General features: G+C 71.6%; 27 protein-coding genes. 13 read left to right on the top strand and 14 right to left on the bottom strand.

Features of this window, described 5'->3' with window-relative positions; translation table 11 throughout:
* The first annotated feature begins 289 nt into the window (after nt 1-289).
* The 4 genes from WN71_RS15055 (at nt 290) to WN71_RS15040 (ending at nt 5063) form a co-directional block, all read left to right on the top strand.
* On the top strand, nt 290-1570 hold the full coding sequence (locus WN71_RS15055; RefSeq protein WP_046586647.1) for an extracellular solute-binding protein: 1281 nt from the start codon (nt 290-292) through the stop codon (nt 1568-1570).
* Nucleotides 1571-1712: 142 nt separating this feature from the next.
* Entirely contained in the window at nt 1713-2699 is a 987-nt protein-coding gene (locus WN71_RS15050) for a carbohydrate ABC transporter permease (protein ID WP_046586644.1), read from the top strand.
* Nucleotides 2696-3538: a carbohydrate ABC transporter permease gene (locus WN71_RS15045; RefSeq protein WP_046586642.1), complete on the top strand. Its 843-nt coding sequence runs from the start codon at nt 2696-2698 to the stop codon at nt 3536-3538. The genes WN71_RS15050 and WN71_RS15045 overlap by 4 nt, the downstream gene beginning before the upstream one ends.
* A gap of 10 nt (nt 3539-3548) precedes the next feature.
* Nucleotides 3549-5063, top strand: a complete 1515-nt coding sequence (locus WN71_RS15040) for a glycoside hydrolase family 3 protein (protein ID WP_046586637.1) — start codon at nt 3549-3551, stop codon at nt 5061-5063.
* Between the two features lie 107 nt (nt 5064-5170).
* Here the strand turns inward: WN71_RS15040 and nagB are convergent, their stop codons facing one another.
* On the bottom strand, nt 5171-5956 hold the full coding sequence (gene nagB / locus WN71_RS15035; RefSeq protein WP_046586634.1) for a glucosamine-6-phosphate deaminase: 786 nt from the start codon (nt 5954-5956) through the stop codon (nt 5171-5173).
* Between the two features lie 683 nt (nt 5957-6639).
* Between nagB and WN71_RS15030 the strand changes: the two genes are divergently transcribed.
* Nucleotides 6640-8106 carry a sensor histidine kinase gene (locus WN71_RS15030; RefSeq protein ID WP_046586632.1) on the top strand — a complete coding sequence of 489 codons (1467 nt, stop codon included), beginning with the start codon at nt 6640-6642 and terminating at the stop codon, nt 8104-8106.
* Nucleotides 8107-8306: 200 nt separating this feature from the next.
* Here WN71_RS15030 and WN71_RS15025 read toward each other — a convergent pair whose 3' ends face one another.
* A complete protein-coding gene (locus tag WN71_RS15025; RefSeq protein WP_016639615.1) occupies nt 8307-8564 on the bottom strand; it encodes a WhiB family transcriptional regulator in 258 nt (85 codons plus the stop codon).
* Nucleotides 8565-8885: 321 nt separating this feature from the next.
* Complete coding sequence (locus WN71_RS15020) at nt 8886-9854, bottom strand: diacylglycerol/lipid kinase family protein (protein ID WP_046586628.1); 969 nt, start codon at nt 9852-9854, stop codon at nt 8886-8888.
* 149 nt (nt 9855-10003) lie between these two features.
* Between WN71_RS15020 and WN71_RS15015 the strand changes: the two genes are divergently transcribed.
* Nucleotides 10004-10504, top strand: a complete 501-nt coding sequence (locus WN71_RS15015) for a hypothetical protein (RefSeq protein WP_046586626.1) — start codon at nt 10004-10006, stop codon at nt 10502-10504.
* 99 nt (nt 10505-10603) lie between these two features.
* Here WN71_RS15015 and WN71_RS15010 read toward each other — a convergent pair whose 3' ends face one another.
* The 3 genes from WN71_RS15010 to WN71_RS15000 form a co-directional block, all read right to left on the bottom strand.
* Entirely contained in the window at nt 10604-11737 is a 1134-nt protein-coding gene (locus tag WN71_RS15010; RefSeq protein ID WP_079177871.1) for an RNA polymerase sigma factor SigF, read from the bottom strand.
* The gene (locus WN71_RS15005; protein WP_004925829.1) at nt 11734-12147 is read right to left on the bottom strand and encodes an ATP-binding protein; all 414 of its coding nucleotides are present in this window, start codon (nt 12145-12147) and stop codon (nt 11734-11736) included. The genes WN71_RS15010 and WN71_RS15005 overlap by 4 nt, the downstream gene beginning before the upstream one ends.
* A gap of 284 nt (nt 12148-12431) precedes the next feature.
* Nucleotides 12432-12695: a UBP-type zinc finger domain-containing protein gene (locus WN71_RS15000; protein ID WP_046586622.1), complete on the bottom strand. Its 264-nt coding sequence runs from the start codon at nt 12693-12695 to the stop codon at nt 12432-12434.
* 61 nt (nt 12696-12756) lie between these two features.
* Between WN71_RS15000 and WN71_RS14995 the strand changes: the two genes are divergently transcribed.
* Nucleotides 12757-14352, top strand: coding sequence for a Na+/H+ antiporter (locus WN71_RS14995; protein WP_046586693.1), 1596 nt, complete (start codon nt 12757-12759; stop codon nt 14350-14352).
* A 34-nt stretch (nt 14353-14386) separates the two neighbouring features.
* Here WN71_RS14995 and WN71_RS14990 read toward each other — a convergent pair whose 3' ends face one another.
* The gene (locus WN71_RS14990) at nt 14387-15280 is read right to left on the bottom strand and encodes a 1-aminocyclopropane-1-carboxylate deaminase/D-cysteine desulfhydrase (RefSeq protein WP_046586620.1); all 894 of its coding nucleotides are present in this window, start codon (nt 15278-15280) and stop codon (nt 14387-14389) included.
* 121 nt (nt 15281-15401) lie between these two features.
* Nucleotides 15402-15992: an N-acetylmuramoyl-L-alanine amidase gene (locus WN71_RS14985; protein ID WP_046586619.1), complete on the bottom strand. Its 591-nt coding sequence runs from the start codon at nt 15990-15992 to the stop codon at nt 15402-15404.
* A gap of 338 nt (nt 15993-16330) precedes the next feature.
* On the opposite strand from WN71_RS14985, the gene WN71_RS14980 reads away from it, so the two are divergent.
* The 4 genes from WN71_RS14980 (at nt 16331) to WN71_RS14965 (ending at nt 20897) form a co-directional block, all read left to right on the top strand.
* Nucleotides 16331-17737: a family 2B encapsulin nanocompartment shell protein gene (locus tag WN71_RS14980; RefSeq protein WP_046586617.1), complete on the top strand. Its 1407-nt coding sequence runs from the start codon at nt 16331-16333 to the stop codon at nt 17735-17737.
* Nucleotides 17734-18936 (top strand): family 2 encapsulin nanocompartment cargo protein polyprenyl transferase, encoded by a 1203-nt coding sequence (locus tag WN71_RS14975; RefSeq protein WP_046586615.1) that lies wholly within the window; start codon nt 17734-17736, stop codon nt 18934-18936. The genes WN71_RS14980 and WN71_RS14975 overlap by 4 nt, the downstream gene beginning before the upstream one ends.
* 298 nt (nt 18937-19234) lie before the next feature.
* A complete protein-coding gene (locus WN71_RS14970; protein WP_046586613.1) occupies nt 19235-19648 on the top strand; it encodes a YciI family protein in 414 nt (137 codons plus the stop codon).
* Nucleotides 19649-19664: 16 nt separating this feature from the next.
* Nucleotides 19665-20897, top strand: a complete 1233-nt coding sequence (locus WN71_RS14965; protein WP_046586610.1) for an RNA polymerase sigma factor — start codon at nt 19665-19667, stop codon at nt 20895-20897.
* 78 nt (nt 20898-20975) lie between these two features.
* On the opposite strand, the gene WN71_RS14960 is transcribed toward WN71_RS14965, so the two are convergent.
* The 3 genes from WN71_RS14960 to sodN all read right to left on the bottom strand — a co-directional run bounded on the left by WN71_RS14960 (nt 20976) and on the right by sodN (nt 22392).
* Nucleotides 20976-21392 (bottom strand): VOC family protein, encoded by a 417-nt coding sequence (locus WN71_RS14960; protein WP_046586608.1) that lies wholly within the window; start codon nt 21390-21392, stop codon nt 20976-20978.
* A gap of 52 nt (nt 21393-21444) precedes the next feature.
* A complete protein-coding gene (locus WN71_RS14955; RefSeq protein WP_046586691.1) occupies nt 21445-21867 on the bottom strand; it encodes a helix-turn-helix transcriptional regulator in 423 nt (140 codons plus the stop codon).
* Between the two features lie 129 nt (nt 21868-21996).
* A complete protein-coding gene (gene sodN, locus WN71_RS14950; RefSeq protein ID WP_019075224.1) occupies nt 21997-22392 on the bottom strand; it encodes a superoxide dismutase, Ni in 396 nt (131 codons plus the stop codon).
* Between the two features lie 144 nt (nt 22393-22536).
* Here sodN and sodX point away from each other — a divergent pair, with 144 nt between their 5' ends.
* Nucleotides 22537-22971: a nickel-type superoxide dismutase maturation protease gene (gene sodX, locus WN71_RS39810; RefSeq protein WP_079177870.1), complete on the top strand. Its 435-nt coding sequence runs from the start codon at nt 22537-22539 to the stop codon at nt 22969-22971.
* Here the strand turns inward: sodX and WN71_RS14945 are convergent.
* Nucleotides 22854-23504, bottom strand: coding sequence for a CGNR zinc finger domain-containing protein (locus tag WN71_RS14945; RefSeq protein ID WP_046586597.1), 651 nt, complete (start codon nt 23502-23504; stop codon nt 22854-22856). The two genes, sodX and WN71_RS14945, sit on opposite strands and share 118 nt — an antisense overlap.
* A gap of 100 nt (nt 23505-23604) precedes the next feature.
* On the opposite strand from WN71_RS14945, the gene WN71_RS14940 reads away from it, so the two are divergent.
* Nucleotides 23605-24375 (top strand): class I SAM-dependent methyltransferase, encoded by a 771-nt coding sequence (locus WN71_RS14940; RefSeq protein ID WP_046586595.1) that lies wholly within the window; start codon nt 23605-23607, stop codon nt 24373-24375.
* Between the two features lie 62 nt (nt 24376-24437).
* On the opposite strand, the gene WN71_RS14935 is transcribed toward WN71_RS14940, so the two are convergent.
* Together WN71_RS14935 and WN71_RS14930 are read right to left on the bottom strand one after the other, a co-directional pair.
* Nucleotides 24438-25190, bottom strand: a complete 753-nt coding sequence (locus tag WN71_RS14935; RefSeq protein WP_046586689.1) for an amino acid ABC transporter ATP-binding protein — start codon at nt 25188-25190, stop codon at nt 24438-24440.
* A gap of 50 nt (nt 25191-25240) precedes the next feature.
* Nucleotides 25241-26176 (bottom strand): amino acid ABC transporter permease, encoded by a 936-nt coding sequence (locus WN71_RS14930; protein ID WP_046586594.1) that lies wholly within the window; start codon nt 26174-26176, stop codon nt 25241-25243.
* Between the last annotated feature and the right edge of the window lie 23 nt (nt 26177-26199).

The raw sequence follows: 26199 nt of genomic DNA, 5'->3' as shown, positions 1-26199 counted from the left end.
GGCAGGGCGGTCCCCGCACGCTCCGTGATCCCCTACGTATACCCCTGGGACGTGTGTTGGTCTAGTCCATCGGAGGCCGGGCCGGGCCGCCCGATCTGCCGCTTGCGCAATGAAAGGTCCCTGCATATCGCGGTCGCGTAACGGACGTCTTCAGCCCAACTGAACACCCTTGACAGCCCTATTGGTCTGGGCCAAGCTCCGGGTACTGGTCTACACCATTGGTCCAGGTCCCGGCCGAACGCTCACGCGGGGAGGCAGGGGGGATTGTGGCATCCCTGAGGAGGGTGGCGTGAAGCGCAAGCTGATAGCCGCGATCGGTATCGCGGGCATGATGGTCTCGGTCGCGGCGTGCGGGAACGACAGCAAGTCCGACAGCAAGGGTAGCTCGGACCCCAAGTCGCTCACCGTGTGGCTCACCGTCGACGCGCAGAACAACTGGCCGAACCTGGTCAAGGCCGCGGACACCGCCATCGAGAAGAAGCACCCGGGCATCAAGATCAAGCACGAGTACTACGGCTGGCCCGACAAGAACACCAAGCTCGACGCGGTTCTCGCCACGGACAAGGCACCCGACGTGGTCGAGATGGGCAACACCGAGATGCTCAGCTACGAGGTCAACGGCGCCTTCGCCCAGATCGACCCGTCCAAGTTCGACAACTCCTCCTCCTGGCTCGACGGCCTCAAGGAGTCGGTGACGTACGAGGGCAAGACCTACGGCGTGCCGTACTACGCGGGTGGCCGCGTGGGCAACTGGCGCAAGGACGTCCTCGCCTCCGTCGGCGTCAAGAGCACCCCGAAGACGTACGACGAGCTCCTCTCCGACCTGGACAAGGTCCAGAAGAAGGAGGGCGACAAGTTCAGCGCCTGGTACCAGCCCACCCGTGACTGGTACGCCGCGATGTCCTACGTCTACGACGCCGGCGGCGCCATCGCCAAGGAGAGCGGCGGCCAGTGGCAGTCGAGCCTGTCCTCGGCCGAGTCCGTCAAGGGGCTCACCGAGTGGAAGAACGTCATCGACAAGTACATGCACGGTGACAAGACCAAGGACGAGTCCGACCGCTACATCGTGTACGGCCAGGGCAAGTCGTCGATGATCTTCGCCGCGGCCTGGGAGGGCGCCACCGCCGCCGACCCGAAGAACGACAAGACCGGCAAGCTCAAGGACAACCTCGAGAACTTCGTGATGCCCGGCCCGTCCGGCAACAACATGCCGGTCTTCCTCGGCGGCAGCGACCTCGCGATCCCGGCCCGCTCCAAGGCGCAGGGCGTCGCCGCCGAGTGGATCAACGCGTTCACCGGCACCTCCGGCCAGAAGGGCCTGATGGCCAAGGGCAACCTGCCCAACAACAAGACGGACCTCGCGTCGCTCAAGAGCGACCCGGCGACCGCCGTCCCGGCCACCGCCGCCGAGTCGAGCTGGTTCGTCCCGATGGCGCCGGGCTGGGGCAAGGTCGAGAAGGCCCAGATCCTGCAGACCATGCTGCAGAACATCGGCACCGGCAAGAAGTCGGTCGAGGACGCCGCGAAGGAAGCGGACGCCGCGATCAACAAGGTCATCAACACCAAGTGACCTGACGCAGGGCTCTGCCGACGGCGGCAGGGCCCTGCTTCTCGCACGGCCCGCTCAGGGGACGGGCCCCACGCCCGTCCCCGTCCGGGCCGCGCGGGGTTCCGCCTTCGTACGACCCTGAGGGACCGCTGAGGAGCGCGCGATGAGTGCCGCAGACACGACCACCCCCGCCAAGGTGCCGCCGCCGCGGCAGGCGCCGCCACCGGCCGCCCCCCACGCGTCCCGCAGACCACGGACGGCGAACGGGGCCGCGGTCCCCTGGCTGCTGCTCGCGCCCTGCCTGCTGGTCCTCGTGGCCGTCATGGGCTACCCGCTGGTCCGGCTGGTCACCCTGTCGTTCCAGACCTTCGGCCAGCCGCAGCTGTGGGGCTTCAAGCCGGCCGAGTGGGCGGGCTTCGACAACTTCAAGACCGTGCTCAGCGACAGCGAGTTCTGGTCCGTGGTCGTGCGGACCATCGTCTTCGCCGTCGGCTGCGTGGTGTTCACCATGGTCGTCGGCATGGCGATCGCGCTGCTGCTCCAGAAGGTCTCCGGCTGGGTGAAGACCCTGATCAACATCGTGCTGATCGCCAGCTGGGGCATGCCCGTCATCGTGGCCACCACCGTCTTCAAGTGGCTCTTCGACTCCGACTACGGCGTCTTCAACGCCCTGCTCAGCAGGCTGCCCGGGGTCGACATGATCGGCCACAACTGGTTCGCGAGCGGGCCCGAGGGCCTCGCGGTGATCATGCTCCTGGTGGTCTGGGGCGCGGTGCCGTTCGTCGTCATCACCCTCTCCGCGGGCCTCACCCAGGTGCCCAAGGAGCTGGAGGAGGCGGCCCGCCTCGACGGCGCGGGCGCCTGGGGCGTCTTCCGTTACGTCACCCTGCCGATCCTCAAGCCGATCGTCGTGATGCTCACGACCCTCTCGGTGATCTGGGACATGGGCGTCTTCCCGCAGGTCTTCGTGATGCGCGGCGGCCACCCCGAGCCGGAGTTCCAGCTGCTCAACACCTACTCGTACGACCGCGCGTTCGTCGTCAACGACTACGCGCAGGGCTCGGCCATCGCCCTCATCACCGTGCTGCTGCTGCTCGGCGTCGTCGCCGTCTACATGCGCCAGATGCTGAAGATCGGAGAAGTCGAATGAGCGCCGTCGACACCCGGGCGCCCAGGAAGTCCAGGTTCGGCTGGAACATCCTCGGCCTCCTCGTCTTCGTCATCGCGGGCTTCCCGCTCTACTGGATGCTCGACACGGCCTTCAAGCCGGCCAAGGACGCGATCGACCCGAACCCGAGCCTGCTGCCGACCGGCATCACGCTCGACAACTTCCGGCGCGCCCTCGACATCGCCGACTTCTGGGGCCCGGTCGGGCGCAGCCTGATCGTGTCGGTGGCGGTCGTGCTGATCGGCATCGTCGTCGGCACCCTCGCCGCCCTCGCCATCTCCCGGTTCGCCTTCCGCGGCCGCAAGATCGTCATCGTGGGCATCCTGGCGGTGCAGATGGTGCCGCTCGTCGCGATGATCATCCCGGTCTTCCTGCTCCTGAACGATCTGCACCAGTACGACAAGCTGACCGGCCTGATCCTGACGTACCTGACGTTCATCCTCCCCTTCACGGTCTGGACGCTGCGCGGTTTCATCGTCAACATTCCGAAGGAGCTGGAGGAGGCCGCCATGGTCGACGGCTGCTCCCGCACCGGCGCGTTCCTGCGCGTCGTCTTCCCCCTGCTCGCCCCGGGGATGGTCGCCACCTCGGTGTACGGCTTCATCCAGGCGTGGAACGAGTACCTCTACGCCCTGATGCTGCTCAGCCAGGAGCACCAGACCGCGACCGTCTGGCTCGGCAACTTCACCACCAAGCACGGCACCGAGTACGCCCCGATGATGGCCGGCGCCACGATGATGGCCGTGCCGATCGTGGTCCTCTTCCTCCTCGTCCAGCGCAAGATGGCCGCGGGCCTGACCGCGGGCGCCGTGAAGGGATGACGTTCCCCCGATGACGACTTTCGCCCGTGGCACCGACACCCTGACGCGGGACGCGCTCACCGTCCTGCAGCCCGGCTTCACCGGCACCACCGCGCCGGACTGGCTGCTGCGCCGGCTCGGTGAGGGCCTCGCCTCCGTCGGCCTGTTCGGCCGCAACATCGCCTCCCCGGACCAACTGGCGGCACTGACCGCCCAGTTGCGTACCGAACGCGACGACGTCCTGGTCGCCGTCGACGAGGAGGGCGGCGACGTGACCCGCCTGGAGGTGCACACCGGCTCCTCCTTCCCCGGCAACCACGCCCTCGGCGCGGTGGACGACGTCGAGCTGACCCGGGAGGTCGCCTTCGAGCTGGGCCGCCGCCTCGCCGAGTGCGGGGTCAACCTCAACTGGGCCCCGTCGGCCGACGTCAACTCCAACCCGGGCAACCCGGTGATCGGCGTGCGCTCCTTCGGCGCCGACACCGAGCTGGTCGCCCGGCACACCGCGGCCTACGTCACCGGCCTCCAGGCGGCCGGCGTGGCCGCCTGCACCAAGCACTTCCCCGGCCACGGCGACACCGCCGTCGACTCCCACCACGCGCTGCCCCGCATCGACGCGGACGCCGACCTGCTGGACGCCCGCGAACTGGTGCCCTTCCGCGCGGCGATCGACGCGGGCACCCGTGCCGTGATGAGCGCGCACATCCTGGTGCCGGCGCTCGACCCGCACCGCCCCGCGACCCTCTCCCGCCCGATCCTCACCGATCTGCTGCGCGGCCGGCTCGGCTACGACGGCCTGATCGTCACCGACGGCATGGAGATGCAGGCCATCGCCGGCACCTACGGCATCGAGCGCGGCAGCGTCCTCGCGATCGCCGCGGGCGCCGACGCGATCTGCGTGGGCGGCGGCCTCGCCGACGACGAGACGGTACGGCGCCTGCGGGACGCCCTGGTGACCGCCGTGAAGGTCGGCGAACTCTCCGAGGAACGGCTCGCCGAGGCGGCCGAACGGGTGCGGCGGCTGGCCCGCTGGACCGCCGCCGCGGGCGCGGCGGGCGCACCCGCGGGCACCGGCGGCCCGGACGTGGGCCTGACCGCGGCCCGCCGCGCGCTGACGGTCACGCGGGGCGAGGGCTCCGGAGCCTTCGCCCCGCTCACCGAGGCGCCCTACGTCGCCGCGTTCACCCCGGTCGCCAACATCGCCGTCGGTGACGAGACCCCCTGGGGTCCGGCCGCCGAACTGGCCCGGCTGCTGCCCGGCACCGGCACCGGCAACTTCACCGGCCCGGAGGCGGGCCGTGACGCCCTCGCGGCGGCCGACGGCCGGCGCGTGGTCGCCGTGGTCCGCGACGAGCACCGCCACCCGTGGATGGCCGAGGCCCTCGACACCCTGCTGGCGGCCCGCCCCGACACGGTCGTGGTCGAGATGGGCATCCCCCAGGCGGCGCCCCGCGGCGCCCTGCACATCGCCACCCACGGCGCGGCCCGGGTGTGCGGGCGGGCGGCCGCCGAGGTCATCGCGGGGGAGGCCGCCGCGGGGGAGTAGCGCCCGCCCGGCACCTCCCGTCCGCCGGGCGGTACGACGAAGGCGCCGGCCACCCCTCGGGGCGGCCGGCGCCTTCGTCGTCGTACGACCGCCGGCGTGCGGTGGGCTCAGATGCCCTGCCACTCCGGCTTGTTCGCGTAGGTGTGGCGGAAGTAGTCCGCGAGCTTCAGCTTGGACGCGGCGGCCTCGTCGACCACCACCGTCGCGTGCGGGTGCAGCTGCAGCGCCGAGGCGGGGCACACCGCGGCGACGGGGCCCTCGACGCTCGCCGCGACCGCGTCCGCCTTGCCCTCGCCGGTCGCCAGCAGCACCAGGTGGCGCGCCTCCAGGATCGTCCCGATGCCCTGCGTGATCACGTGGTGCGGGACCTGCTCGATGTCGCCGTCGAAGAAGCGCGCGTTGTCGACCCGCGTCTGCTCGGTGAGCGTCTTGATGCGGGTGCGCGAGGCGAGCGAGGAGCACGGTTCGTTGAACCCGATGTGCCCGTCGGTGCCGATCCCCAGCAGCTGGAGGTCGACGCCGCCCGCCCCGGCCAGCGTCCTGTCGTACGCGGCGCACGCGGCCAGTACGTCCTCGGCCGTGCCGTCCGGGCCCATGAAGGCGTCCATGCCGATCCCGAGCGGCTCCAGGACCTCCCGGCGCAGCACCGAGCGGTACGACTCCGGATGGTCGGCCGGCAGCCCCACGTACTCGTCGAGCTGGGCGATCCGGGCGTGCGAGGTGTCCACCGCACCGGCCCGCACCTTGGCCGTCAGCGCCTGGTAGACCGGCAACGGGGTGGAGCCGGTGGCCACGCCGAGCACGGCGTCGGGCTTGCGCCGCAGCAACTGCGCCATGGCCTCGGCGATGAGCTCGCCGCCCGCCCTGGCGTCCGGAACGATGACAACTTCCACGCTGGCCTGCCGTTTCGCTTTGAGGACTCGGGACGCCCCGGAGGGCTATGTGGTTTAGACCAATCGGGGTCTCAATCTAACAGAAACGGGCCCTGTCGCGCAGATCCGCGACCCCGTGCCGAGGCCCTTGTGGCGGGGTTCCGGCCGGGCCGGCCGACGACGGCCGCCGCACCGGACAGACGGAAATTGCCCCGTCCATCCACCCCCGCTCCCGACCGGCTCGGGCTACCCTTTCCACGAGAACGCCGCGTGTCGGCACGATGCGCGTCGAAGAAATAACGGGAACCGGCACACTCCGGCAGATGGACAGGCGTAGTGGTCTAGTCCAGAATCGGGGTAAGTGCACGCTGGTTCGCACGAGAACGCACAGGCATCCGTCTTCCCCGCACAGGAGGACGGACCGAGGATCCGAGGCTCTCTGCCCTGACTGCCCCGGCTCCTCGACCTCGGCCGACTGGGACCGCACACCCCTACGGCCGATATTGCTCCGGGCTGCGGTGCCGGGAGGGTTGAGGGTCCCTCCCAGGCGCCGCGGCCCGCGGGTGTCTTCAGGAGTCGTACACGCCGGGCGGCGGGAGCCGTACACATCGGACGGCCGGGGGCGTACACGCCGTAGGGGCCGTGACGGACGATCGTTTTCGGACGTGGACAGACCGCCGGGTACGCTCACAGACGTGCCCTCCATGAACGAACTGGTCCGCCAGCACACCGCGCTCGACGACTCCGACCTCGAGTGGCTGCATCTGCTGGTCTCGGAGTGGCAGCTGCTCTCCGACCTCTCCTTCGCCGACCTGGTCCTGTGGGTCCCCACCGAGGACGGCACCCGCTACGTCTCCGTGGCCCAGATGCGCCCCAACACCGGCCCCACCTCGTACCACGACGACATGGTGGGCCATCTCGTCCCGCGCGGCCGCCGGCCCCTGCTGGACGCCGCGCTCGACGAGGGGCGGATCGTGCGCGAGGGCGACCCGGAGTGGCGCGAGGAGGTGCCCGTGCGGGTCGAGTCGATCCCGGTGCGCCGCGAGGGCCGGGTCCTCGGAGTGATCGCTCGCAACACCAATCTGCTGACCGTGCGCACCCCGAGCCGGCTGGAGCTGACCTACCTCCAGAGCGCCTCCGACCTCGCGCAGATGATCGCGGCCGGCTCCTTCCCCTTCCCCGAGCAGCAGGTCGACATGGACGCCTCGCCGCGCGTCGGTGACGGCCTGATCCGCCTCGACGCCGACGGCATCGTCCAGTACGCCTCCCCGAACGCGCTGTCCGCCTACCACCGGATGGGTCTCGCCGCCGACCTCGTCGGCCAGGACCTCGGCCGGACCACCGCCGAACTCGCCCCCACCCGGGGGCCGGTGGACGAGGCGCTGTCCAAGCTCGCCAGCGGCTGGGCGCCGCGCGAGTTCGAGATCGAGGCCAAGGACGGCGTCATCCAGTTCCGGGCCATTCCGCTCAAGCCCAAGGGAACCCGGATCGGTTCCCTGGTGATGGTCCGCGACGTCACCGAACTGCGCCGCCGCGAGCGCGAGTTGATCACCAAGGACGCGACCATCCGGGAGATCCACCACCGGGTCAAGAACAACCTCCAGACGGTCGCCGCCCTGTTGCGCCTCCAGGCCCGCCGGATCGACTCCGAGCGTGGCCGTGAGGCGCTCGAGGAGGCGGTGCGCCGGGTGGGCTCGATCGCCATCGTCCACGAGACGCTGTCTCAGAACCTGGACGAGCGGGTGGAGTTCGACGAGATCGCCGACCGGGTCCTCGCGATGGTCGCCGAGATCTCCCCGGGCAAGGTGACCGGCCGTCGCAGCGGCCGCTTCGGGATACTCGACGCCGAGGTCGCGACGCCCCTGTCGATGGTGCTGACCGAGATTCTCCAGAACGCGCTGGAGCACGGCTTCCGCGAGGGCGACACCGGCACGGTCGAGGTCTCCGCCGTCCGCGGCGGCACCAGCAAGGAGGCCCGGCTGCTCGTCACCGTCCAGGACGACGGCGTCGGCCTGCCCGCGGGCTTCGACCCGGCGACCTCCGGCAACCTCGGCCTCCAGATCGTGCGGACGCTGGTGGAGGGCGAACTCGGCGGCACCTTCGACATGGTGCCGGCGCCGGAGCGGGGCACCCGGGTGATCCTGGACGTGCCGGTGCGGGCGAACAAGTAGTCGGAAAAGCGCGCCGCGCCGGGGCGGTGGGAGCCCCGGCGCAGCAAAAAGCCCCGGACCGTCGTGTGGTCCGAGGCTGAGTGCTCGTTGCTGCTCGTTACTAAGCGCATCGGGGGTACTGCGCGCTGCGGCTCGGGGGCGGGAGATGCGTACTCGCTGTACGCGCCGCCAAGCTCAGGCTGTCAGCAGGGGTGGGTGTGTCAGGCGGATGCCTGACGGGCCCGGTTGCGGGCGGCGCGGCGCTTCATCGCACGGCGCTCGTCCTCGCTGAGACCACCCCAGACGCCGGAGTCCTGGCCGGACTCGAGCGCCCACTGCAGGCACTGCTCCATGACGGGGCAGCGACGGCAGACGGCCTTGGCTTCCTCGATCTGCAGCAGCGCAGGACCGGTGTTGCCGATGGGGAAGAAGAGCTCGGGGTCTTCCTCGCGGCAAACGGCGTTGTGACGCCAGTCCATGGCTGCTACCTCTCCTTGGTATTACGTGCGGGTTGCTTGTGAATGTGAACGCTTTCACGAATCCCTCGACGAGTGAAGGGCCTAGCGCCAGGTTTCCCGGCGGTGGGTCCTGTGTGTCGAAGAGGGGTTCTGGTGATCAGCGGAGGCCAGTGTTGCGGTCCGTCCCGATCGCCACGTAGAGACTCGCAAACCTCAGCGGCGGATACAACCCCTTCCGGAAAGTTTTTTTTGATTCCTCGGTGTCGACTAGGTCACAGCCGTACTTCCATGGGGTGGACCCTGGCCTAAACGTTCGAGTGAAAGGACTTTGGCCGCTTCCACTCACACAATCACACGCAGTGCACGGCGTACGCCTGTGAACGTCACGCTCGTGCGCAGCCCGAGGTGGTCACCGTCCATCTGAAGCGGCAGGGGCACCTTCGAATGCAAGGTGAAGCGGTCCAGGTCGTGCAGTGAGACCGCGTGCTTCCCATGGGGGCCCCGCTCGGGGGACGAAAGGAGCAACTGCCCCACATACCGGGCGACGGCGGGCGTGGACAGACGGCCGAGACCGAGTACGTCGAGCCCCGTATCGAACGAGGCCTTAGGCGACGCGTACACCGGGCGATTGCCCAGATAGGTCCACGGACGCGTGTTGCAGACTATGGATGCGACCAGATCGGTCACCGGCTCCGCGCCGGGCCGCTCCAGGGTGATCGTGCCGTGCCGGCGGTGGGCCTCGCCGAAGAACTGGCGCATGGCCTGGCGGACGTAGAGCGCGTGTGTGGACTTCCTGCCGCGCTCCCGGTGCTGCTCCACCCGTCCGACCACCCCCGCGTCGAAGCCGAGCCCCGCGTTGAAGGTGAACCAGCGCGCGGGCACCGCCTCGTCCTCGGTGCCCGGGGTGCCGGCGGCCATGCCGAGGCCGACGGTCCGCTCGCTGCTCTCGCGCAGGGCGTCCAGCAGTGCGCCGGTCGCCTCGACGGGATCGTTGGGCAGGCCCAGCGCGCGGGCGAAGACATTGGTCGAACCGCCGGGGACCACGGCGAGGCCGGGCAGTCGGTCGGGGTCGGGCCCGGCGTGCAGCAGGCCGTTGACCACCTCGTTGACGGTGCCGTCGCCGCCGAGCGCCACGACCAGGTCGACGTCCTCGCTCTCCGCGGCCTGCCGGCCGAGGTCGCGGGCGTGCCCCCGGTACTCGGTGACGACCACCTCGAGCTTCATCTCGCTCGCGAGAGCGTGGATCAGCACGTCGCGCGTACGTGCGCTGGTGGTGGTTGCCGCCGGGTTGACCACGAGAAGAGCACGCATGGATTGCAGATTACCTACTGGGCGGTACCTGGCCCATACCGAAGTGTGGATCAGGTAAGAGGTGACGGCGTGAGCCCGGACACTCGTCCGAGTGTACGGGCGCCCGGGGCGCGGGGGAGGCGTCCGGAGCGAGGGCCTACCCTTCAGGGGTGAGCAGCGAGCAGAACCCCGCCCCCCGTACCGAGGACGCCGCCCCTCGTGGCGAGGACGCCTCCCCTGGTGTCGAGGACACCGCCGGGCCCCGCCCCCGGCGGCTCACCTGGGCGGCCGCGCTGGCCGCCGTGGAGGGGCTGGCGCTGGCGGCCGGCGGGATCTGGATGCTGGTGCTCGGCCTCACCCGCGACTCCGGCGACAAGCAGGGGTCCGTCAGCGGGGGCGTCACCCTGATCGTGCTGGCGCTGCTGCCGCTGCTCGCCGCGCGCGGGCTGCTCGCCCGGCGCAGCTGGAGCCGCGGGCCCGCCGTCATCACCCAGATCATGGGTCTGTTCGTCGCCTACGACCTGCTCCAGGCGGACAGCGTGGCGATCCCGGTCGGGATCGCCCTCGCGGTCGTCTCCGTGGCCGTGCTGGTGCTGCTGGTGAACCCGGCGACGACCGAGGCCCTCGGCATCAAGGGCCCGGGGCGCGCCGGCGAGACGAAGAAGGGCTAGGCCTGCCGAAGGGGCGGGCCTGCTCCTGGGCGGGCCCACTCCTCGGTGGGATCACTCCTCGGTGGGACCACTTCTCGGTGGGACCACTTCTCGGTGGGCCTACTCCTCCACGAGGAGCTTCTCCCGCAGCTGGGCCAGGGTGCGGGCCAGCAGGCGCGAGACGTGCATCTGCGAGATGCCGACCTCCTGCGCGATCTGCGACTGGGTCATGTTCCCGAAGAACCGCAGCAGCAGGATCCGCTTCTCGCGCGGCGGCAGGTCCTCCAGGAGCGGCTTGAGCGACTCGCGGTACTCGACACCCTCCAGCGCCTCGTCCTCCGCGCCCAGGGTGTCGGCGACCGCCGGGGACTCGTCGTCGGTGTCGGGGACGTCCAGGGACAGCGTCGAGTAGGCGTTGGCCGACTCCAGGCCCTCCAGGACCTCCTCCTCCGAGATCGCCAGCTTCTCGGCCAGCTCGTGCACGGTGGGGGAGCGGCCGTGCTGCTGGGAGAGCTCGGCCGTGGCCGTGGTCAGCGCGAGCCGCAGCTCCTGGAGCCGGCGCGGGACCCGCACCGCCCAGCCCTTGTCGCGGAAGTGCCGCTTGATCTCGCCGACCACCGTCGGGGTGGCGTACGTGGAGAACTCCACGCCGCGCTCCGGGTCGAAGCGGTCGACCGACTTGATCAGGCCGATGGTCGCGACCTGTGTGAGGTCGTCCAGCGGCTCGCCGCGGTTGCGGAAGCGGCGCGCGAGGTGCTCGACGAGCGGCAGATGCATCCGGACCAGCTGGTTGCGCAGCTCCGCGTACTCCGGGCTGCCGTCCTTCAGCGTGCGCAGCTGGACGAACATCGCCCGTGCCCCGCCCCGCTCCCCGTCGTCACGGGGCCCGTGCTGCGTGGCCTGGAGACCGGGCGCGCCCTGCGCGTCCGGCTTGTCGTCGCGTTCGTGCTCGCTCATCGTCCCGCCCGTAGCCCTTCCCCGAGCCCTCGCCCCCGTCCGGACCGGGGACGCCCCGCTCCGCCCGGCCGGTGGCGCGCCCTGCACGGCACCTTCCTCATCCCGCTGCCCGCCGGCCGGGAAGCCGGCCGCCGCGGAGTCGTCCTCCGGGTGCGGCCTGGCCTGTTCGGGGATGCCGTCGATGCCGTCCGCCGTGCGCCGGGCCATGGCCGGACCGTCGGGGCCTTCGCCGCCCTCGTCCGGAAGCCCCCGTGTGCCGCGCTCCTCGTCCCGCACCGGCCCGTCCCCGTTCCTCACGCCGGCCCGGGTCCCGCGCCGCGCTGTTTGTAGAGGCTGATCGAAACGGTTTTGTCCTCGTCGACGGCCGAGGAGACCTTGCCCGCGAGGGCCGACAGGACGGTCCAGGCGAAGGTGTCCCGCGACGGGGCGTGACCGTCCGTGGTCGGAGCCGAGACGGTGACCTCCAGCGAGTCGTCGACGAGCCGGAAGACGCAGCTGAGGACCGAGCCGGGCACGGCCTGCTGGAGCAGGATCGCGCACGCCTCGTCCACCGCGATGCGCAGGTCCTCGATCTCGTCGAGGGTGAAGTCCAAGCGCGCCGCGAGGCCGGCCGTGGCCGTACGCAGCACCGACAGGTAGGCACCCGCAGCCGGCAGCCGGACTTCCACGAAGTCCTGGGTCGCGGGCTCGCCTGCGATCTGGGACACCCTCACCTCCAAGGTGGTACAAGCTCTTTCGGGGCCGGGGGTCGCCCCCCGGGGTAACGCGATGTGTGGTTCAGCGGTGACGCTATCGCGCTCGCAAGTCATCTGTCCCCGGGACCCCAACCCCTGGCGTCACTCACAGTAAACCTGTGGATACGCTCCGTGTCTAGGGGTCTGCGGCTCCAAATGGGAAGAGCGGGCGCCGGGTTGACGTACCCACGCCTTCGACCGTCGAACCGTCCCGCCCGGCGCCTTCGACCTGCGGTGGGACCGCCGGCGGCCCGCGGTCAGACCACCAGTACGTGGTCGACGAAGCACCAGCGCCAGTCCTCGCCCGGCTCGAACGTCCTCATGATGGGATGTCCCGAGTCCTTGTGGTGCTCGCTGGCGTGCTGTCCGGGGGAGGAGTCGCAACAGGCGATGTGGCCACAGGTCAGGCACTTCCGCAGCTGCACCGGGTGGGTGCCGTCGCGCAGGCACTCCGGGCAGGTCGCGTCGAGCGGCTCGGGCTCCGGGTGCGGCAGCTCGTCGGTGTGCGTGCACTGTTTCATGATTGCCAGATTACGACGGTCGCGAGGGTGACCGCGCGGAAAACGAGGGCGGGCGATGAGCATGGACGTGATGCCGCTGCTGCTGCTGGTCGCGGGCAGTGCCGTGGTGGCCGCGGCGGCGCGGCGCACGCCGGTGCCGGCGCCGCTGCTGCTGGTGACGGTGGGTCTCGTGGTGTCGTACCTGCCGGGCGTGCCCGACTACACCCTCGACCCCGACGTCGTGCTGCCGCTGGTGCTGCCGCCGCTGCTCTACAAGGAGGGGACCGAGAGCTCGTACCTCGATCTGCGGGCCCAGATGCGGCCGGTGGCCCTGCTGTCCGTCGGCTACGTGCTGTTCGCGACGTTCGTGGTCGGCTGGGCCGCCTACGAGATCGTGCCCGGCCTGCCGCTGCCCGCCGCGCTGGTCTTCGGCGCGGTGGTCGCGCCCACCGACGCGGTCGCGGCCGCCGCGATCGCCCGCCGGGTGGGGCTGCCCTCCCGGATCACCACGATCCTCCAGGGCGAGTCGCTGCTCAACGACGCCACCGCGATCACCGCCTACAACGTCGCCCTCGCCGCCGCGATCGGCGAGGGCGCGACCTGGTCCGGCGGCGTCCGCGAGTTCCTGGTCGCGGCGGTCGGCGGTGTCGTGGTCGGCCTGGTGCTGATGGCGCCGATCCACTGGCTGCGCACCCATCTCAAGGAGGCGCTGCTGCAGAACACGCTCTCCCTGCTGATCCCCTTCGTCGCCTACGCCGTCGCCGAGCAGGTGCACGCCTCCGGGGTGCTCGCGGTCGTGGTCGTCGCCGTGTACCTCGGACACCGCGCCTGGGAGGTCGACTTCGCCACCCGCCTCCAGGAGGACGCGGTGTGGCGGATGGTCGCGTTCCTGCTGGAGTCGGCCGTGTTCGCGCTGATCGGCCTGCAACTGCCGGTCGTCCTCAAGGGCCTCGGGCAGTACCGGGGCGTCGACGCGGCCTGGTACGCGGTGGCCGTCCTCCTGGTGGTCGTCGTGGCGCGCTTCGTGTGGGTCTACCCCGCCGCTTTCCTGCCCCGCGTGCTGTCGGCCCGGATCCGCGAACGCGAGGAGAGCCCGACCTGGCGTGGGCCGGTCGTCACGTCCTGGGCGGGGATGCGGGGCGTGGTCTCCCTCGCGATCGCCTTCTCCATCCCGCTCACCGTGCACGGCGGCGGCGACTTCCCGCAGCGCAACCTGCTGCTGTTCCTGACGTTCACCACGGTCATCGGCACGCTGGTGGTGCAGGGCCTGACGCTGCCCGCCGTGATCCGCCTCATGCGCTTCCCGGCGCGCGACCCGCAGGCGGCGACCCTCGCCGAGGCCAACGCGCAGGCCCAGGCGTCCCGGGTCGCCGAGCAGCGGCTCGACGACCTGCTCGCCGACGAGCGCAACGCCCTGCCACCGCCGCTCGCCGACCGCCTGCGCGACGTGCTGGAGCGCCGCCGCAACGGCGTGTGGGAGCGGCTCGGCGCGGTCAACCCCGTCAGCGGCGAGACCGCCGACGACACCTACCGCCGGCTGTCCCGGGAGATGATCAGCGCCGAGCGCTCGGTCTTCGTACGGCTGCGGGACCACCGTTACATCGACGACGAGATGCTGCGGACGCTGCTGCGCAGGCTGGACCTGGAGGAGGCGGCGGCGTACCGGGAGACGGCGTGAGCGGGGTGTGCGCGGGGAGCGGGCCCGACGCGGCTCAGGCCGTGATCACGGCCGCCACCGACGTGCCCGCCTCGAACGCCCCCTCCGCGGCGAGCGCGAAGAGTCCGTAGAGCAACTTGGCGACATAGAGACGTTCCACGGCCAGACCGTGGCGATCCTCGAAATCCTGCGCGAAGGCGTCCAGTTCGGGCGTCGTACGCGCGTACCCGCCGCAGTGGAACCGCTCGTCCAGCGACCAGTCGCCGCGCGGGCCCCCGAACGCGAGGTCCTGCAACCGCCGTATCTCGTCGCCCAGGAAGCCCCCTCTGAGCACGGGTGTGCCGAGCGCCCGCTGCCCCGGGCCCAGTCCGGCCGCGAGCCCCGCCAGGGTGCCGCCGGTGCCGCACGCGATGCCCACCACGTCCGCCCGGCCCCGCAGCTCCTCGCCGAGGGCGCGGCAGCCGCGCACCGCGGGCGCGTTGCTGCCGCCCTCGGGGACGACGTAGGCCTCCTCGGCGTCCGCCGCGCGCAGGACGGCGCGCAGCACCTCCGGCTCGGCCTTGCGGCGATACGTCGTACGGTCCACGAAACGCAGCCGCATCCCGTCCGCCGCGCACCGGGCCAGGGAGGGGTTGAGCGGGCGTCCGGCGAGCTCCTCGCCGCGGACCACGCCGATCGTCGGGACGCCGAGCAGGCGGCCCGCGGCGGCCGTGGCCCGCAGGTGGTTGGAGTACGCGCCGCCGAAGGTGACCAGCGGCCGGCCGTCCGCCGCCGCGAGGTTCGGCGCCAGCTTGCGCCACTTGTTGCCGACCAGCTCCGGGTGGATGAGGTCGTCCCGCTTGAGCAGCAGCCGGACGCCGTGGCGCGCGAACCGGCCGTCCGCGATCTCCTCCAGGGGCGAGGGCAGGCGGGGCCGCAGGGCTGCTTCGAGGGCGTCGGGGCCGGTCACGCGACCATTGTCGCCGCCGGGCCGCGCCGCGTCGCGGCCGCCCGCCTCCGGTGGACCCGGCGCCCCGCGGGCTCGGCGCCTCCGTGGGTCGGGTGTCTCCGGCGGGCCAGGCGCCCCCGGCTCACTTCAGCCGGTCGCGGATCCGTTCCCGTAGCCAGGTCATCGTGAAGCCGCGCGGGTCCACCTTCCCGGGCTGCCACTCCAGATGCCCGATGACCGACCGCTCGGTCCAGCCGTGGTGCCGGCACAGCGCCGCCGAGACCTTCTCCACCGCCTCCAGCTGCGCCACCGGCCACGGGTCCTGGCCGTCGCCGAGGTTCTCGCACTCGAAGCCGTAGAAGTGCCGGTTGCCGTCGGTGTCCGCCTCGTTGTCCTGCGGGAGGGCCTTCTCCGCGATGACCGCGCGCAGCACGTCGTCGTCGCCGAGGCCCGCGTGGTTGGCCCTGCCGTAGCCGACGAGGTGCACCGTGCCGTCCTTGGTGATCACGCCGTGGCAGAGCGGCCCCGGCAGGTCGGGGCGGCCGTCGCGGCAGAGCGCGACCGTGAGCGCGCTGCCCCTGGTCACCGTGTGATGGATCATCACGCCGTGCACCGGGCCCCACGGGCCCTTGTGGTTGCGGTTGTGGTGCCGCCAGTCGCCGACCTCGACGACGGTGACACCCTCCGCTCGCAGAGCGTCCAGAAACGTGCCCGCGGACATGGGTGACGCCATGGCCGCCTCCTTCGTGCTGTGCCGTGCCGTACGAGCGGCCGCAGGTCGCGGCCGCCTCTTTCGGCGGCTTCCGGCGAAGCCGCCTCCCGGCGTCCATGACGCCGGTGACGCAGCTTCTACCGAAAAGGTGCGTGCCCGGACACATCGTTCGTACGGTGTGCGAGCCGATCCGGACACCCGTCGCGACCGCCCGGATGTGCCGGAATGCCCAGTGCGGCCGTGATCCATTCCCCCTCTTTCGGGTAATGGCACGAGCACGCTCCGTGAGGAAGGGTTGATCGCGAGATCAGCGCACGGCGCCGCGGGGCGCCCGCGCATCACCGGGAGGGCATTTCCACATGTCGGTAGGCGAAGAGGTCCGCGCGGAGCAGGGCAAGCCGCAGCAGAGTCTTGGCACCGCGGCCGCGCGGAACCTGGCCACCACCACCAAGTCGGCACCCCAGATGCAGGAGATCAGCTCGCGCTGGCTGCTGCGCACCCTGCCGTGGGTCAATGTGCAGGGCGGCACGTACCGGGTGAACCGACGGCTCACCTACGCGGTCGGCGACGGTCGCATCACCTTCGTGAAGACCGGCGACCGCGTCGAGGTCATCCCCGCCGAGCTGGGCGAACTGCCGGCGCTCAGGGACTACGAGGACGAGGAGGTGCTCACCGAGCTCGCCGCCCGCTGCCACCAGCGGGAGTTCGCGCCGGGCGAGGTCATCGCCCCGTCCGGCGCCCCGACCGACTCGGTGTACCTGCTCGCGCACGGCCGGGTGGAGAAGGTCGGCACCGGCCCCTACGGCGGCGACGCGGTCCTCGGGGTCCTCGCCGACGGCGCCTACTTCGGCGAGGCCGCCCTGCTCGACCCCGAGGCCGTCTGGGAGCACACCGTCCGCGCGCAGACCACCGTCACCGCGCTCGTGCTGGCCCGCCAGGACGTCGAGCAGGTCGCGGAGCGGGCCGACACGCTGGGTGACCATCTGCGGCAGCTGCGCCTCATCCCCGAACAGCGCACCAACAAGTACGGCGAGAAGGAGGTCGACCTCGCGGCCGGCCACAGCGGCGAGCCGGACATCCCGCACACCTTCGTCGACTACGACGCCCGGCCCCGCGAGTACGAGCTGAGCATCGCGCAGACCGTGCTGCGCATCCACTCGCGCGTGGCCGACCTGTACAACCAGCCGATGAACCAGACCGAGCAGCAGATCAGGCTCACCGTCGAGGCGCTCAAGGAACGCCAGGAACACGAGCTGATCAACAACCGGGACTTCGGGCTGCTGCACAACTGCGAGTACGACCAGCGGCTCCAGCCGCACGACGGCGTGCCCAGCCCCGACGACATGGACGAGCTGCTCAGCAGGCGCCGGGGGACCAAGCTGTTCCTCGCCCACCCGCGGGCGATCTCCGCGTTCGGCCGCGAGCTGAACAAGCGCGGGCTGGTCCCGGAGACCATCGACATCGGGGGCAACCGCATCCCGACCTGGCGCGGCGTGCCGATCTACCCGTGCAACAAGATCCCGGTCAGCCCGGCCCGTACGTCCTCGATCATCGCGATGCGCATCGGCGAGGACGACCAGGGGGTCATCGGGCTCAGGCAGGCCGGCATCCCGGACGAGATCGAGCCCAGCCTGTCCGTGCGGTTCATGGGCATCAACGAACAGGCCGTCATCAAGTACCTGGTGACCGCCTACTTCTCGGCCGCCGTCCTGGTCCCGGACGCGCTCGGCGTGCTGGAGAACGTAGAGATCGGCCGCTGGCGATGACGCTGCCACGCCTCGCGGCGGACTCCACGGGACCGAGACCGGTGCGGCCGGCCCTCCGGCCGCAGCCGCGGGACCGGGTCCAGCCGCAGGGGCAGTCACCGGGGCGGCCGCAGGGGCAGTCGCAGCAGCAGGGGCAGCCACCGGGGCAGTCGCAGGCGGCGCCTGCCGATGGGGCGGAGGCGGAGGCGATCCTGCACCGCACGCGGGCCGCCGTTGACCCCGAACTGCTCGCCGCCCTGGACCGGTTGCCCGCCTCCATGCGCCGGGTCGCGCGCTACCACTTCGGCTGGGAGCACGTGGACGGCACGCCCGCGACGGGCGGGGCGGGCAAGGCGATCCGCCCCGCGCTCGTGCTCGCCGCGGCCGACGCGCTCGGCGGTCCGGCGGCCCGCGAGGCGGCGCTGCGGGCCGCCGCCGCGGTGGAACTCGTGCACAACTTCACGCTGTTGCACGACGACGTGATGGACGGGGACACCACCCGCCGCCACCGGCCCACCGCCTGGACGGTGTTCGGGGAGCCCGACGCGATCCTCGCCGGGGACGCGATGCAGGCGCTGGCCCTGCGGCTGCTGGCCGAGGACCCGCATCCGGCGTCGGCGGCGGCCGCGTCCCGGCTCACCGGCTGCGTGATCGAACTGTGCGCCGGGCAGCAGGCGGACACCGCCCTGGAGTCCCGTGACCCGGCCTCGGTCACGCTGGCCGAGGTCCTCGCGATGGCCGAGGCCAAGACGGGCGCGCTGCTCGGCTGCGCGTGCGCGGTCGGCGCCCTGTACGCGGGGGCGGCGCCCGCCGACGTCGCGGCGCTGGACGCGTTCGGCCGCGAGGCCGGGCTCGCCTTCCAGCTGATCGACGACATCATCGGCATATGGGGCGACCCCGGCCGCACCGGGAAACCGGTGGGCGCGGACCTCGCCGTCCGCAAGAAGTCCCTGCCCGTGGTGGCGGCGCTCACCTCCGGCACCCCGGAGGCGGCCGAACTGACGCGGCTGTACGCCCGGCCGCACGACGAGGGCGACACGGCCCACCTGGAGCGCATCGGGCTGGCCGTCGAGCGGGCGGGCGGCCGGGACTGGGCGCAGAGCCAGGCGGCCGACCGGATGGCCCGGGCGGTCCAGGAGCTGGCCTGCGCGATCCCCGACCCCGAGGAGGCGGACGGCCTGCTGGCGCTGGCGGAGTTCGTGACCCGCCGCACCAGCTGACGGACGCCGGAGCCCGGCGGCCCACGGCCCCGGGCTCCGGCCAGGCGGGCCCCGCACATCCCCACGACGTGCGGGGCCGCGCCACGTGCGCGGACGGCAGGGATCGCCCCGCCGCCTCCCGCACCGGCCCGGCATCCGTCGTACGACACCTCAGGCGCCCGGCGCGGCCCCCCGCCCCGCCCTACGCTGAGAAAAAGCGCGGGCGAACTGCGCGGCCCGTGTCGAGAGCGCCGTCGCGGCTCCGACGTCCCCTGTGAGAGCCGCCCGGACGGGCGGTGCGAGGTGAAGGAGCGGATCGATGAAGTACCTGGTCATGGTGCGGGGCACCCAGGCGGACTACGAGGGCATGCGCGGCCGGGCCTCCGAGCACGCGCCGGCGTGGAGCGCGACGGAACTCCAGGCCATGTACGCGCACATGGGCGCGATCAGCGACGACCTCGCGGAGACCGGCGAGCTGATCGACGCCCAGGGACTCGCCGAACCGGCGCAGGCCCGCACGGTCACCGTCGGCGACGACGGCAAGGCCGTGATCACCGACGGCCCCTACGGCGAGACCAAGGAGGTGATGGCGGGCTACTGGGTGCTGGAGTGCGCGAGCCTGGAGCGGGTCACCGAGATCGCCGAGCGTGCCGCCCGCTGTCCGGGCCCGAAGGGGATCACCAGCTATCCCGTCGTCATCCGGGCCGTCCTGGACGGCGCCGGGGACATCTGATCCCCGCCGACCGGTCATGAGCCGTCCGACCGAGGTCGAGGACCTGCTGCGCACCCACGCGCCGCAGGTCCTCGGCGCGCTGGTCCGGCGCTACGGCCACTTCGACGCCGCCGAGGACGCCGTACAGGAGGCGCTGCTGGCCGCGGCCCGCCAGTGGCCCGCGGACGGGGTGCCCGTCAACCCGCGCGGCTGGCTGATCAAGGTCGCCGCGCGTCGGCTGGTGGACGCGCTGCGCGCCGAGGACGCGCGGCGCCGGCGCGAGGAGCGCGCCGAGGCGCTGCTGCCGCGCGACGCCCTGACCGCGCCGCCGCCCGGCGCGGACCGGGCCCCGCGCGAGGACGACACGCTCGCCCTGCTCTTTCTGTGCTGCCACCCCCGCCTCACCCCGCAGGCGCAGATCGCGCTGACCCTGCGGGCCGTGGGAGGGCTCACCACCGCCGAGATCGCCCGCGCCCACCTGGTGCCGGAGGCGACCATGGCGCAGCGGGTCAGCAGGGCGAAGGCGAAGGTGCGCGGGGTGCGTTTCGGCCGACCGGACACCTGGGCGGAGCGCCTGCCCGCCGTCCTGCAGACGCTCTACCTGATCTTCAACGAGGGCTACACGGCGACCTCCGGCGCACACCTGCAGCGGCGCGACCTCGCCGACGAGGCGATCCGGCTGACCCGTACCGTGCACCGGCTGCTGCCCCAGGACGCCGAGGTGGCCGGGCTGCTGGCGCTGATGCTGCTCACCGACGCCCGCCGGGCGGCGCGCAGCGGCCCGCACGGCGAACTGCTCCCGCTCGACGAACAGGACCGCGACCGCTGGGACCGGGCGGCGATCGCGGAGGGCGTCGCCCTGGTCACGGAGGCGCTGCGCGCGCACACGCCCGGCCCCTACCAGCTGCGGGCCGCGATCGCCGCCGTGCACGACGAGGCGCCCGGCGCGGCCGACACCGACTGGGCGGAGATCCTCGGCCTCTACGACGTCCTGGTGCGGCTCGTGCCCGGCCCGGTGGAGCGGCTCAACCGCGTGGTGGCCGTGGCGATGGTCCGGGGGCCGGAGGCGGGGCTGCGGGAACTCGATCTGCTGCGGCCCGAGTTGACGGACCACCACCGCTGGGAGTCGGTGCGGGCGCATCTGCTGGAGCGGGCGGGCGACGCCGAAGCCGCCCGCGCCGCCTACGAGTCGGCGGCCGCCCGCACCCTCAGCCTGCCCGAGCAGCGCTATCTCCGCGCCCGTGCCGCCCGGTTGGCGCCGGGAGCCTGACCGCCGCGCGGCCGGGCAGGGCCCGGGTCCCGGCGCGGAGCCTCAGCCGTCGGCCCGCGCGGGTCCCGGCGCGGGGCCTCAGGCCCCGGCCCGCTCCATGAAGCGCAGCAGATTCCCCGCCGGGTCCCGGAACGCGCAGTCCCGCACGCCGTACGGCTGGTCCGTCGGCTCCTGGATGACGTCCGCGCCGGACTCCTCGACCCGGGAGTAGAGGGCGTCGCAGTCCGCCGTGGTGAAGATGACGCCGCGCAGCATCCCCTTGGCGAGCAGCTGGGCGATGGCCAGCCGGTCGGCGGGGGAGGCGTCGGGGCTGGCGCCCGGCGGCTCCAGCACGATCTCCACGTCGGGTTGGAGCGGCGAGCCCACCGTCACCCACCGCATCCCCTCGAACCCGACGTCGTTGCGGACCTCCAGGCCGAGGACGTCGCGGTAGAAGGCGAGCGCCTTGTCATGGTCGTCGACGGCGATGAAGCACTGCCTGAGTTTCAGATCCATGCCCTCACGCTAGAGCGGCCGTACCGCTTTCGCGCCCCGTTCGCCCAGGTCTTCAGCGGGTGTCGCCCACCGGCGGGCGGGGGCCGTGCCGGCGCGGGCGGGTGAAGGTGCGGGCCACGCAGGAGGGGATCACCGCGCTCTCCTCGTGCGGGCGGGAGCGGTAGGCGCTCGGGGTCTCGCCCACCAGCTCCGTGAAGCGGGAGCTGAAGGAGCCGAGCGAGGTGCAGCCGACGGCGAGGCACACCTCGGTCACGCTCAGATCGCCGCGCCGCAGCAACGCCTTCGCGCGCTCGATGCGCCGGGTCATGAGATAGCTGTACGGCGTCTCGCCGTAGGCCGCGCGGAAACTGCGCTGGAAGTGACCGGGCGACATCAGCGCGGTGCGCGCGAGCTCGGCCATGTCGAGCGGCTCGGCGTACTCCCGGTCCATGCGGTCACGGGTCCGCCGCAGTCGGACGAGGTCCTCCGTGCTCATGTCACCCATGCCCTCAGCATCCCACGCGCGCGCACGGGCCCGGGGGCCGCGACGGGCGGGCGTCCCCGGACACGCCGAAGGGCCCGTCCGGATCGAGATCCGGACGGGCCCTTCGGGACGGCGAAGGCGTCAGGCCTTCTTGGTCTCCCAGAAGATCTTGTCGATCTGGGCGATGTAGTCCAGGGCCTTCTGACCGGTGGCCGGGTCGGTGGACGCCTTGGCGGCCGAGAGGGCCTTCAGGGTGTCGTTGACCAGCTGGTGCAGCTCGGGGTACTTCTCGAAGTGCGGCGGCTTGAAGTAGTCGCTCCAGAGCACGGAGACGTGGTGCTTCGCGAGCTCCGCGCGCTGCTCCTTGATGACGGTGGCACGCGCCTGGAAGTGCGGGTCGTCGTTGGCGGCCATCTTGTCCTGCACGGCCTTCACCGACTCCGCCTCGATGCGGGCCTGGGCCGGGTCGTACACACCGCAGGGCAGGTCGCAGTGCGCGCTGACCTTGACCTTGGGGGCAAACAGGCGGGAAAGCATGGAGCATTCCTTCCTCGTGATCGTCTTCTCAGGTGGGACATTACTCCCTGCGAGGACGGTTTTCTCGAGTGCCCCCATGGGCTTAGGACAAAAGTCCAGGGTCAGACTGAGACTGGTGGAGGATCGGACCGGGGAGGTGCCGGGATGCCGGAGCTGTCGCAGGAGACCGAGCGCGGAAGGGCGATGGCGCCCTTCGGGGTGGCGGAGGTGACGGGGCCGTCGATGGTGCCCACGCTCCACCACGGGGACCGGCTCCTGGTGCACTACGGCGCCAGGGTGCGGCCGGGCGACGTCGTCGTGCTGCGCCACCCGTTCCAGCAGGACCTGCTCGTCGTCAAGCGCGCCGCCGAACGCCGGGAGGGCGGCTGGTGGGTGCTCGGCGACAACGCGTACGCGGGCGGTGACAGCACCGACTACGGCACCGTGCCCGAGGAGCTGATCCTCGGGCGGGTGCGCTTTCGCTACCGGCCGCCGCGGTCGGGCAGCCGCTCTCCGCTGGCGCTGCTGGGCTGGGCGCTGTCGGCGGCCAGGCCGGTGCTCGCCGACCGGTCGGCCTCCAGGCGCTTGCGGGCCCGGTAGGCGGCCACGTTCGCCCGGGTGGCGCAGCGGTCGGAGCAGTAGCGCCGGGAGCGGTTGGTCGAGGTGTCGAGGTAGGCGTTGCGGCAGGGCGCGGCCTCGCACAGGCCGAGCCGGTCGACGCCGTACTCGGTGAGATGGAACGCCAGGCCCATGGCCGCGATCGCCGCGTAGCCCGCGGTCGCGTTCGAGGGGTGGTCGGCGAGGTGCATGTGCCACAGCGGGCGGCCGTCCTCGTCCCGGTGGTCGTGCCCGGAGATCTGCGGGCTGACCGGGAACTCGAGGAGCAGCGAGTTCAGCAGGTCCACGGCGAGCGTCTCGTCGCCGGAGTCCGCCGCCGCGAAGACCGAACGCAGCCGGGCGCGCACCGAACGGAACCGCGTGACGTCGGCGTCGGTCGTGCGGCGGGCCGCGGACGCGTTCGCGCCGAAGAGTTCGCGGACGGCCTCGACCGAGGTGAGCGAGTCCTTGCCCCGGGCCGGCTCCTCGCTGTTCACGAGTCGTACGGCGTAGTCCGAGTAATAGGCCAGTTCCACTTGTAGTCCTTACGCAGGCGCTCTATGGTCGTCGATGCGGTCGGGTAACAGCCGGTCGTGCATCCAGGGTATTACGGGACCGACGGGGTGGAGGGGTTCGATGACGGACGCGGACACGGCGGCGCCGGGCGCCGACTGGGCGGCCTGGCAGGAGAGCTGGGACCGCCAGCAGGAGTGGTACATGCCGGACCGCGAGGACCGGTTCCGGATCATGCTCGACATGGTCGAGGCCTGCGTCGGCACGACACCCCGCGTACTGGACCTGGCCTGCGGCACCGGCAGCATCACCGCCCGGCTGCTGCGCAGGTTCCCCGGCGCCACCAGCACCGGCGTCGACCTCGACCCGGCCCTCCTCGCGATCGCCGAGGGCACCTTCGCGGGCGACGACCGCGTCGTGCTCGTCGCCGCCGACCTCAAGGACCCCGACTGGACCACGAGGCTGCCGTACGACTCCTACGACGCCGTCCTGACCGCCACGGCCCTGCACTGGCTGCACAGCGAACCCCTCGCGGCGCTCTACGGGCAGGTCGCGGACCTGGTCCGCGTCGGCGGTGTCTTCATGAACGCGGACCGGATGACCGACCGCACCACGCCCCGCATCAACGCGGCCGAGAGCGCCCGGCGGCACGCCCTGATGGACCACGCCCGGCGCGACGGCGCGCTGGACTGGGCCGAGTGGTGGCAGCTGGCCGCGGCCGACCCGGTCCTCGCCGGGCCCACGGCCCGCCGCTTCGAGATCTACGGCGAGCACGCGGACGGCGACACGCCCTCCGCCGACGAGCACGCGCGCGTCCTGCGGGACAGGGGCTTCGCCGAGGCCCGCCCGGTGTGGTGCTCCCCGTCGGACACCCTCCTGCTCGCGCTCAGGTAGCGGGCGGGCCGGAACTCGCCGAAGGGCGGTACGGAGGCTCCGTACCGCCCTTCGCGCGTGTCTCAGAGAACCTTCGACAGGAACGACTGGGTGCGTTCGTGCTGCGGGTTCGTCAGGACGTCACGCGGGTGACCCGACTCGACCACCACGCCCTCGTCCATGAAGACCAGGCTGTCGCCCACCTCGCGGGCGAAGCCCATCTCGTGGGTGACGACGACCATGGTCATGCCCGACTCGGCGAGGTCGCGCATGACGTCGAGGACGTCACCGACCAGCTCCGGGTCCAGGGCCGAGGTCGGCTCGTCGAACAGCATGAGCTTCGGGTCCATGGCGAGGGCCCGGGCGATCGCCACCCGCTGCTGCTGGCCGCCCGAGAGCTGGGAGGGGTAGTGCCCCGCCCGGTCGGCGAGGCCGACCCGCTCCAGCAGGGTCATCGCCCGCTCCCGCGCCTGGCTCTTGCTCTGCTTCTTGACCTGGACCGGCGCCTCCATGACGTTCTCGATCGCCGTCATGTGCGGGAACAGGTTGAAGCGCTGGAAGACCATGCCGATGTCCCGGCGCTTCATCGCGACCTCGCGGTCCCGCAGCTCGTAGAGCTTCTCGCCCTGCTGGCGGTAGCCGACCAGCTCGCCGTCGACGTACAGCCGGCCCGCGTTGATCTGCTCCAGGTGGTTGATGCAGCGCAGGAACGTCGACTTGCCGGAGCCGGAGGGGCCGATGAGGCAGAACACCTCACCCGGCTTGACCTCCAGGTCGATGCCCTTGAGCACCTCCAGGTGGCCGAAGGACTTGTGCACGCCCTCCGCCTTGACCATCGCGACGGAGTCCCGCGGAGGAGTGTCCTGCGTCTTGTTCAGTGCGTCGCTCATGCCACCGCTCCCTTGGGCCTGCGCACGGAGAACACGCCGGCCTTCACCTTCTGCCACGGCGTCGGCGGCAACTGGCGGCTGGAGCCCCGGGCGTAGTACCGCTCGACGTAGTACTGGCCCACGCTCAGGATCGAGGTCATGATCAGGTACCAGGCGGCGGCGAGGAAGTACATCTCCACCGGGGCACCGGAGTTCTGGCCGATGTCCTGGGCGTAGCGGAACAACTCGGGATACTGGACGGCCGCCACGAGCGAGGTCGTCTTCAGCATGTTGATGACTTCGTTGCCCGTGGGCGGCACGATCACGCGCATCGCCTGCGGGATGATCACCCGGCGCAGCGTCTTGCCGTGCCCCATGCCGAGCGCCTGCGCCGCCTCGGTCTGGCCCTCGTCCACCGCGAGCAGACCCGCGCGGCAGATCTCGGCCATGTACGCGGCCTCGTTCAGACCCAGGCCGAGCAGCGCCGTCAGCAGCGGCGTCATGAAGTTCGACCAGTAGTCCTTGTAGATCGGACCGAGGTTGATGTACTCGAAGACCAGGCCCAGGTTGAACCAGAGGAACAGCTGGACCAGGACCGGGGTGCCGCGGAAGAACCAGATGTAGAACCAGGAGATCGACGAGGTCACCGGGTTCTTCGACAGCCGCATCACGGCCAGCACGATGCCGCCCACGATGCCGATCACCATCGACAGGACCGTCAGCAGGAGGGTCTTGTAGACGCCGGTCAGGATCCGGTGGTCGAAGAAGTAGTCCGGGATCGCGTGCCAGTTGATCTTGCCCTGGCCGAACGCGTAGACGATCGCGACGAGGAGCCCGATGGCGATGACCGCGGATACGTATCGCCCGTAGTGGCGGACCGGGATGGCCTTGATGGCCTCGGCCCCGGCCCGGGGAGCGTCCTGCTCCCCGGCCGTGTTCTTGGTGTCAGTCACGGGTGTTGCCTCTCAGTGGCCGT

The sequence above is a fragment of the Streptomyces mangrovisoli genome, assembly GCF_000974985.2.
Classification (GTDB): domain Bacteria; phylum Actinomycetota; class Actinomycetes; order Streptomycetales; family Streptomycetaceae; genus Streptomyces; species Streptomyces mangrovisoli.
Note: the sequence above shows the minus strand (reverse complement) of the source record. Positions and strands in the feature narration are given on the sequence as shown.

Excerpts from the sequence above, each read along its gene's own strand:
- WN71_RS15040 (WP_046586637.1), top strand. The coding sequence starts at position 3,549 with ATGACGACTTTCGCCCGTGGCACCGACACCCTGACGCGGGACGCGCTC.
- WN71_RS15000 (WP_046586622.1), bottom strand. The coding sequence starts at position 12,695 with ATGAAACAGTGCACGCACACCGACGAGCTGCCGCACCCGGAGCCCGAG.
- WN71_RS15020 (WP_046586628.1), bottom strand. The coding sequence starts at position 9,854 with ATGCGTGCTCTTCTCGTGGTCAACCCGGCGGCAACCACCACCAGCGCA.
- sodX (WP_079177870.1), top strand. The coding sequence starts at position 22,537 with ATGCCGGAGCTGTCGCAGGAGACCGAGCGCGGAAGGGCGATGGCGCCC.
- WN71_RS15050 (WP_046586644.1), top strand. The coding sequence starts at position 1,713 with ATGAGTGCCGCAGACACGACCACCCCCGCCAAGGTGCCGCCGCCGCGG.
- WN71_RS14935 (WP_046586689.1), bottom strand. The coding sequence starts at position 25,190 with ATGGTCAAGGCGGAGGGCGTGCACAAGTCCTTCGGCCACCTGGAGGTG.
- WN71_RS14985 (WP_046586619.1), bottom strand. The coding sequence starts at position 15,992 with ATGGCGTCACCCATGTCCGCGGGCACGTTTCTGGACGCTCTGCGAGCG.
- WN71_RS14960 (WP_046586608.1), bottom strand. The coding sequence starts at position 21,392 with ATGGATCTGAAACTCAGGCAGTGCTTCATCGCCGTCGACGACCATGAC.
- WN71_RS15045 (WP_046586642.1), top strand. The coding sequence starts at position 2,696 with ATGAGCGCCGTCGACACCCGGGCGCCCAGGAAGTCCAGGTTCGGCTGG.
- WN71_RS14955 (WP_046586691.1), bottom strand. The coding sequence starts at position 21,867 with ATGAGCACGGAGGACCTCGTCCGACTGCGGCGGACCCGTGACCGCATG.
- WN71_RS14980 (WP_046586617.1), top strand. The coding sequence starts at position 16,331 with ATGTCGGTAGGCGAAGAGGTCCGCGCGGAGCAGGGCAAGCCGCAGCAG.
- WN71_RS14995 (WP_046586693.1), top strand. The coding sequence starts at position 12,757 with ATGGACGTGATGCCGCTGCTGCTGCTGGTCGCGGGCAGTGCCGTGGTG.
- sodN (WP_019075224.1), bottom strand. The coding sequence starts at position 22,392 with ATGCTTTCCCGCCTGTTTGCCCCCAAGGTCAAGGTCAGCGCGCACTGC.
- WN71_RS15030 (WP_046586632.1), top strand. The coding sequence starts at position 6,640 with ATGAACGAACTGGTCCGCCAGCACACCGCGCTCGACGACTCCGACCTC.
- WN71_RS14975 (WP_046586615.1), top strand. The coding sequence starts at position 17,734 with ATGACGCTGCCACGCCTCGCGGCGGACTCCACGGGACCGAGACCGGTG.
- WN71_RS14970 (WP_046586613.1), top strand. The coding sequence starts at position 19,235 with ATGAAGTACCTGGTCATGGTGCGGGGCACCCAGGCGGACTACGAGGGC.
- WN71_RS14940 (WP_046586595.1), top strand. The coding sequence starts at position 23,605 with ATGACGGACGCGGACACGGCGGCGCCGGGCGCCGACTGGGCGGCCTGG.
- WN71_RS15025 (WP_016639615.1), bottom strand. The coding sequence starts at position 8,564 with ATGGACTGGCGTCACAACGCCGTTTGCCGCGAGGAAGACCCCGAGCTC.
- WN71_RS14965 (WP_046586610.1), top strand. The coding sequence starts at position 19,665 with ATGAGCCGTCCGACCGAGGTCGAGGACCTGCTGCGCACCCACGCGCCG.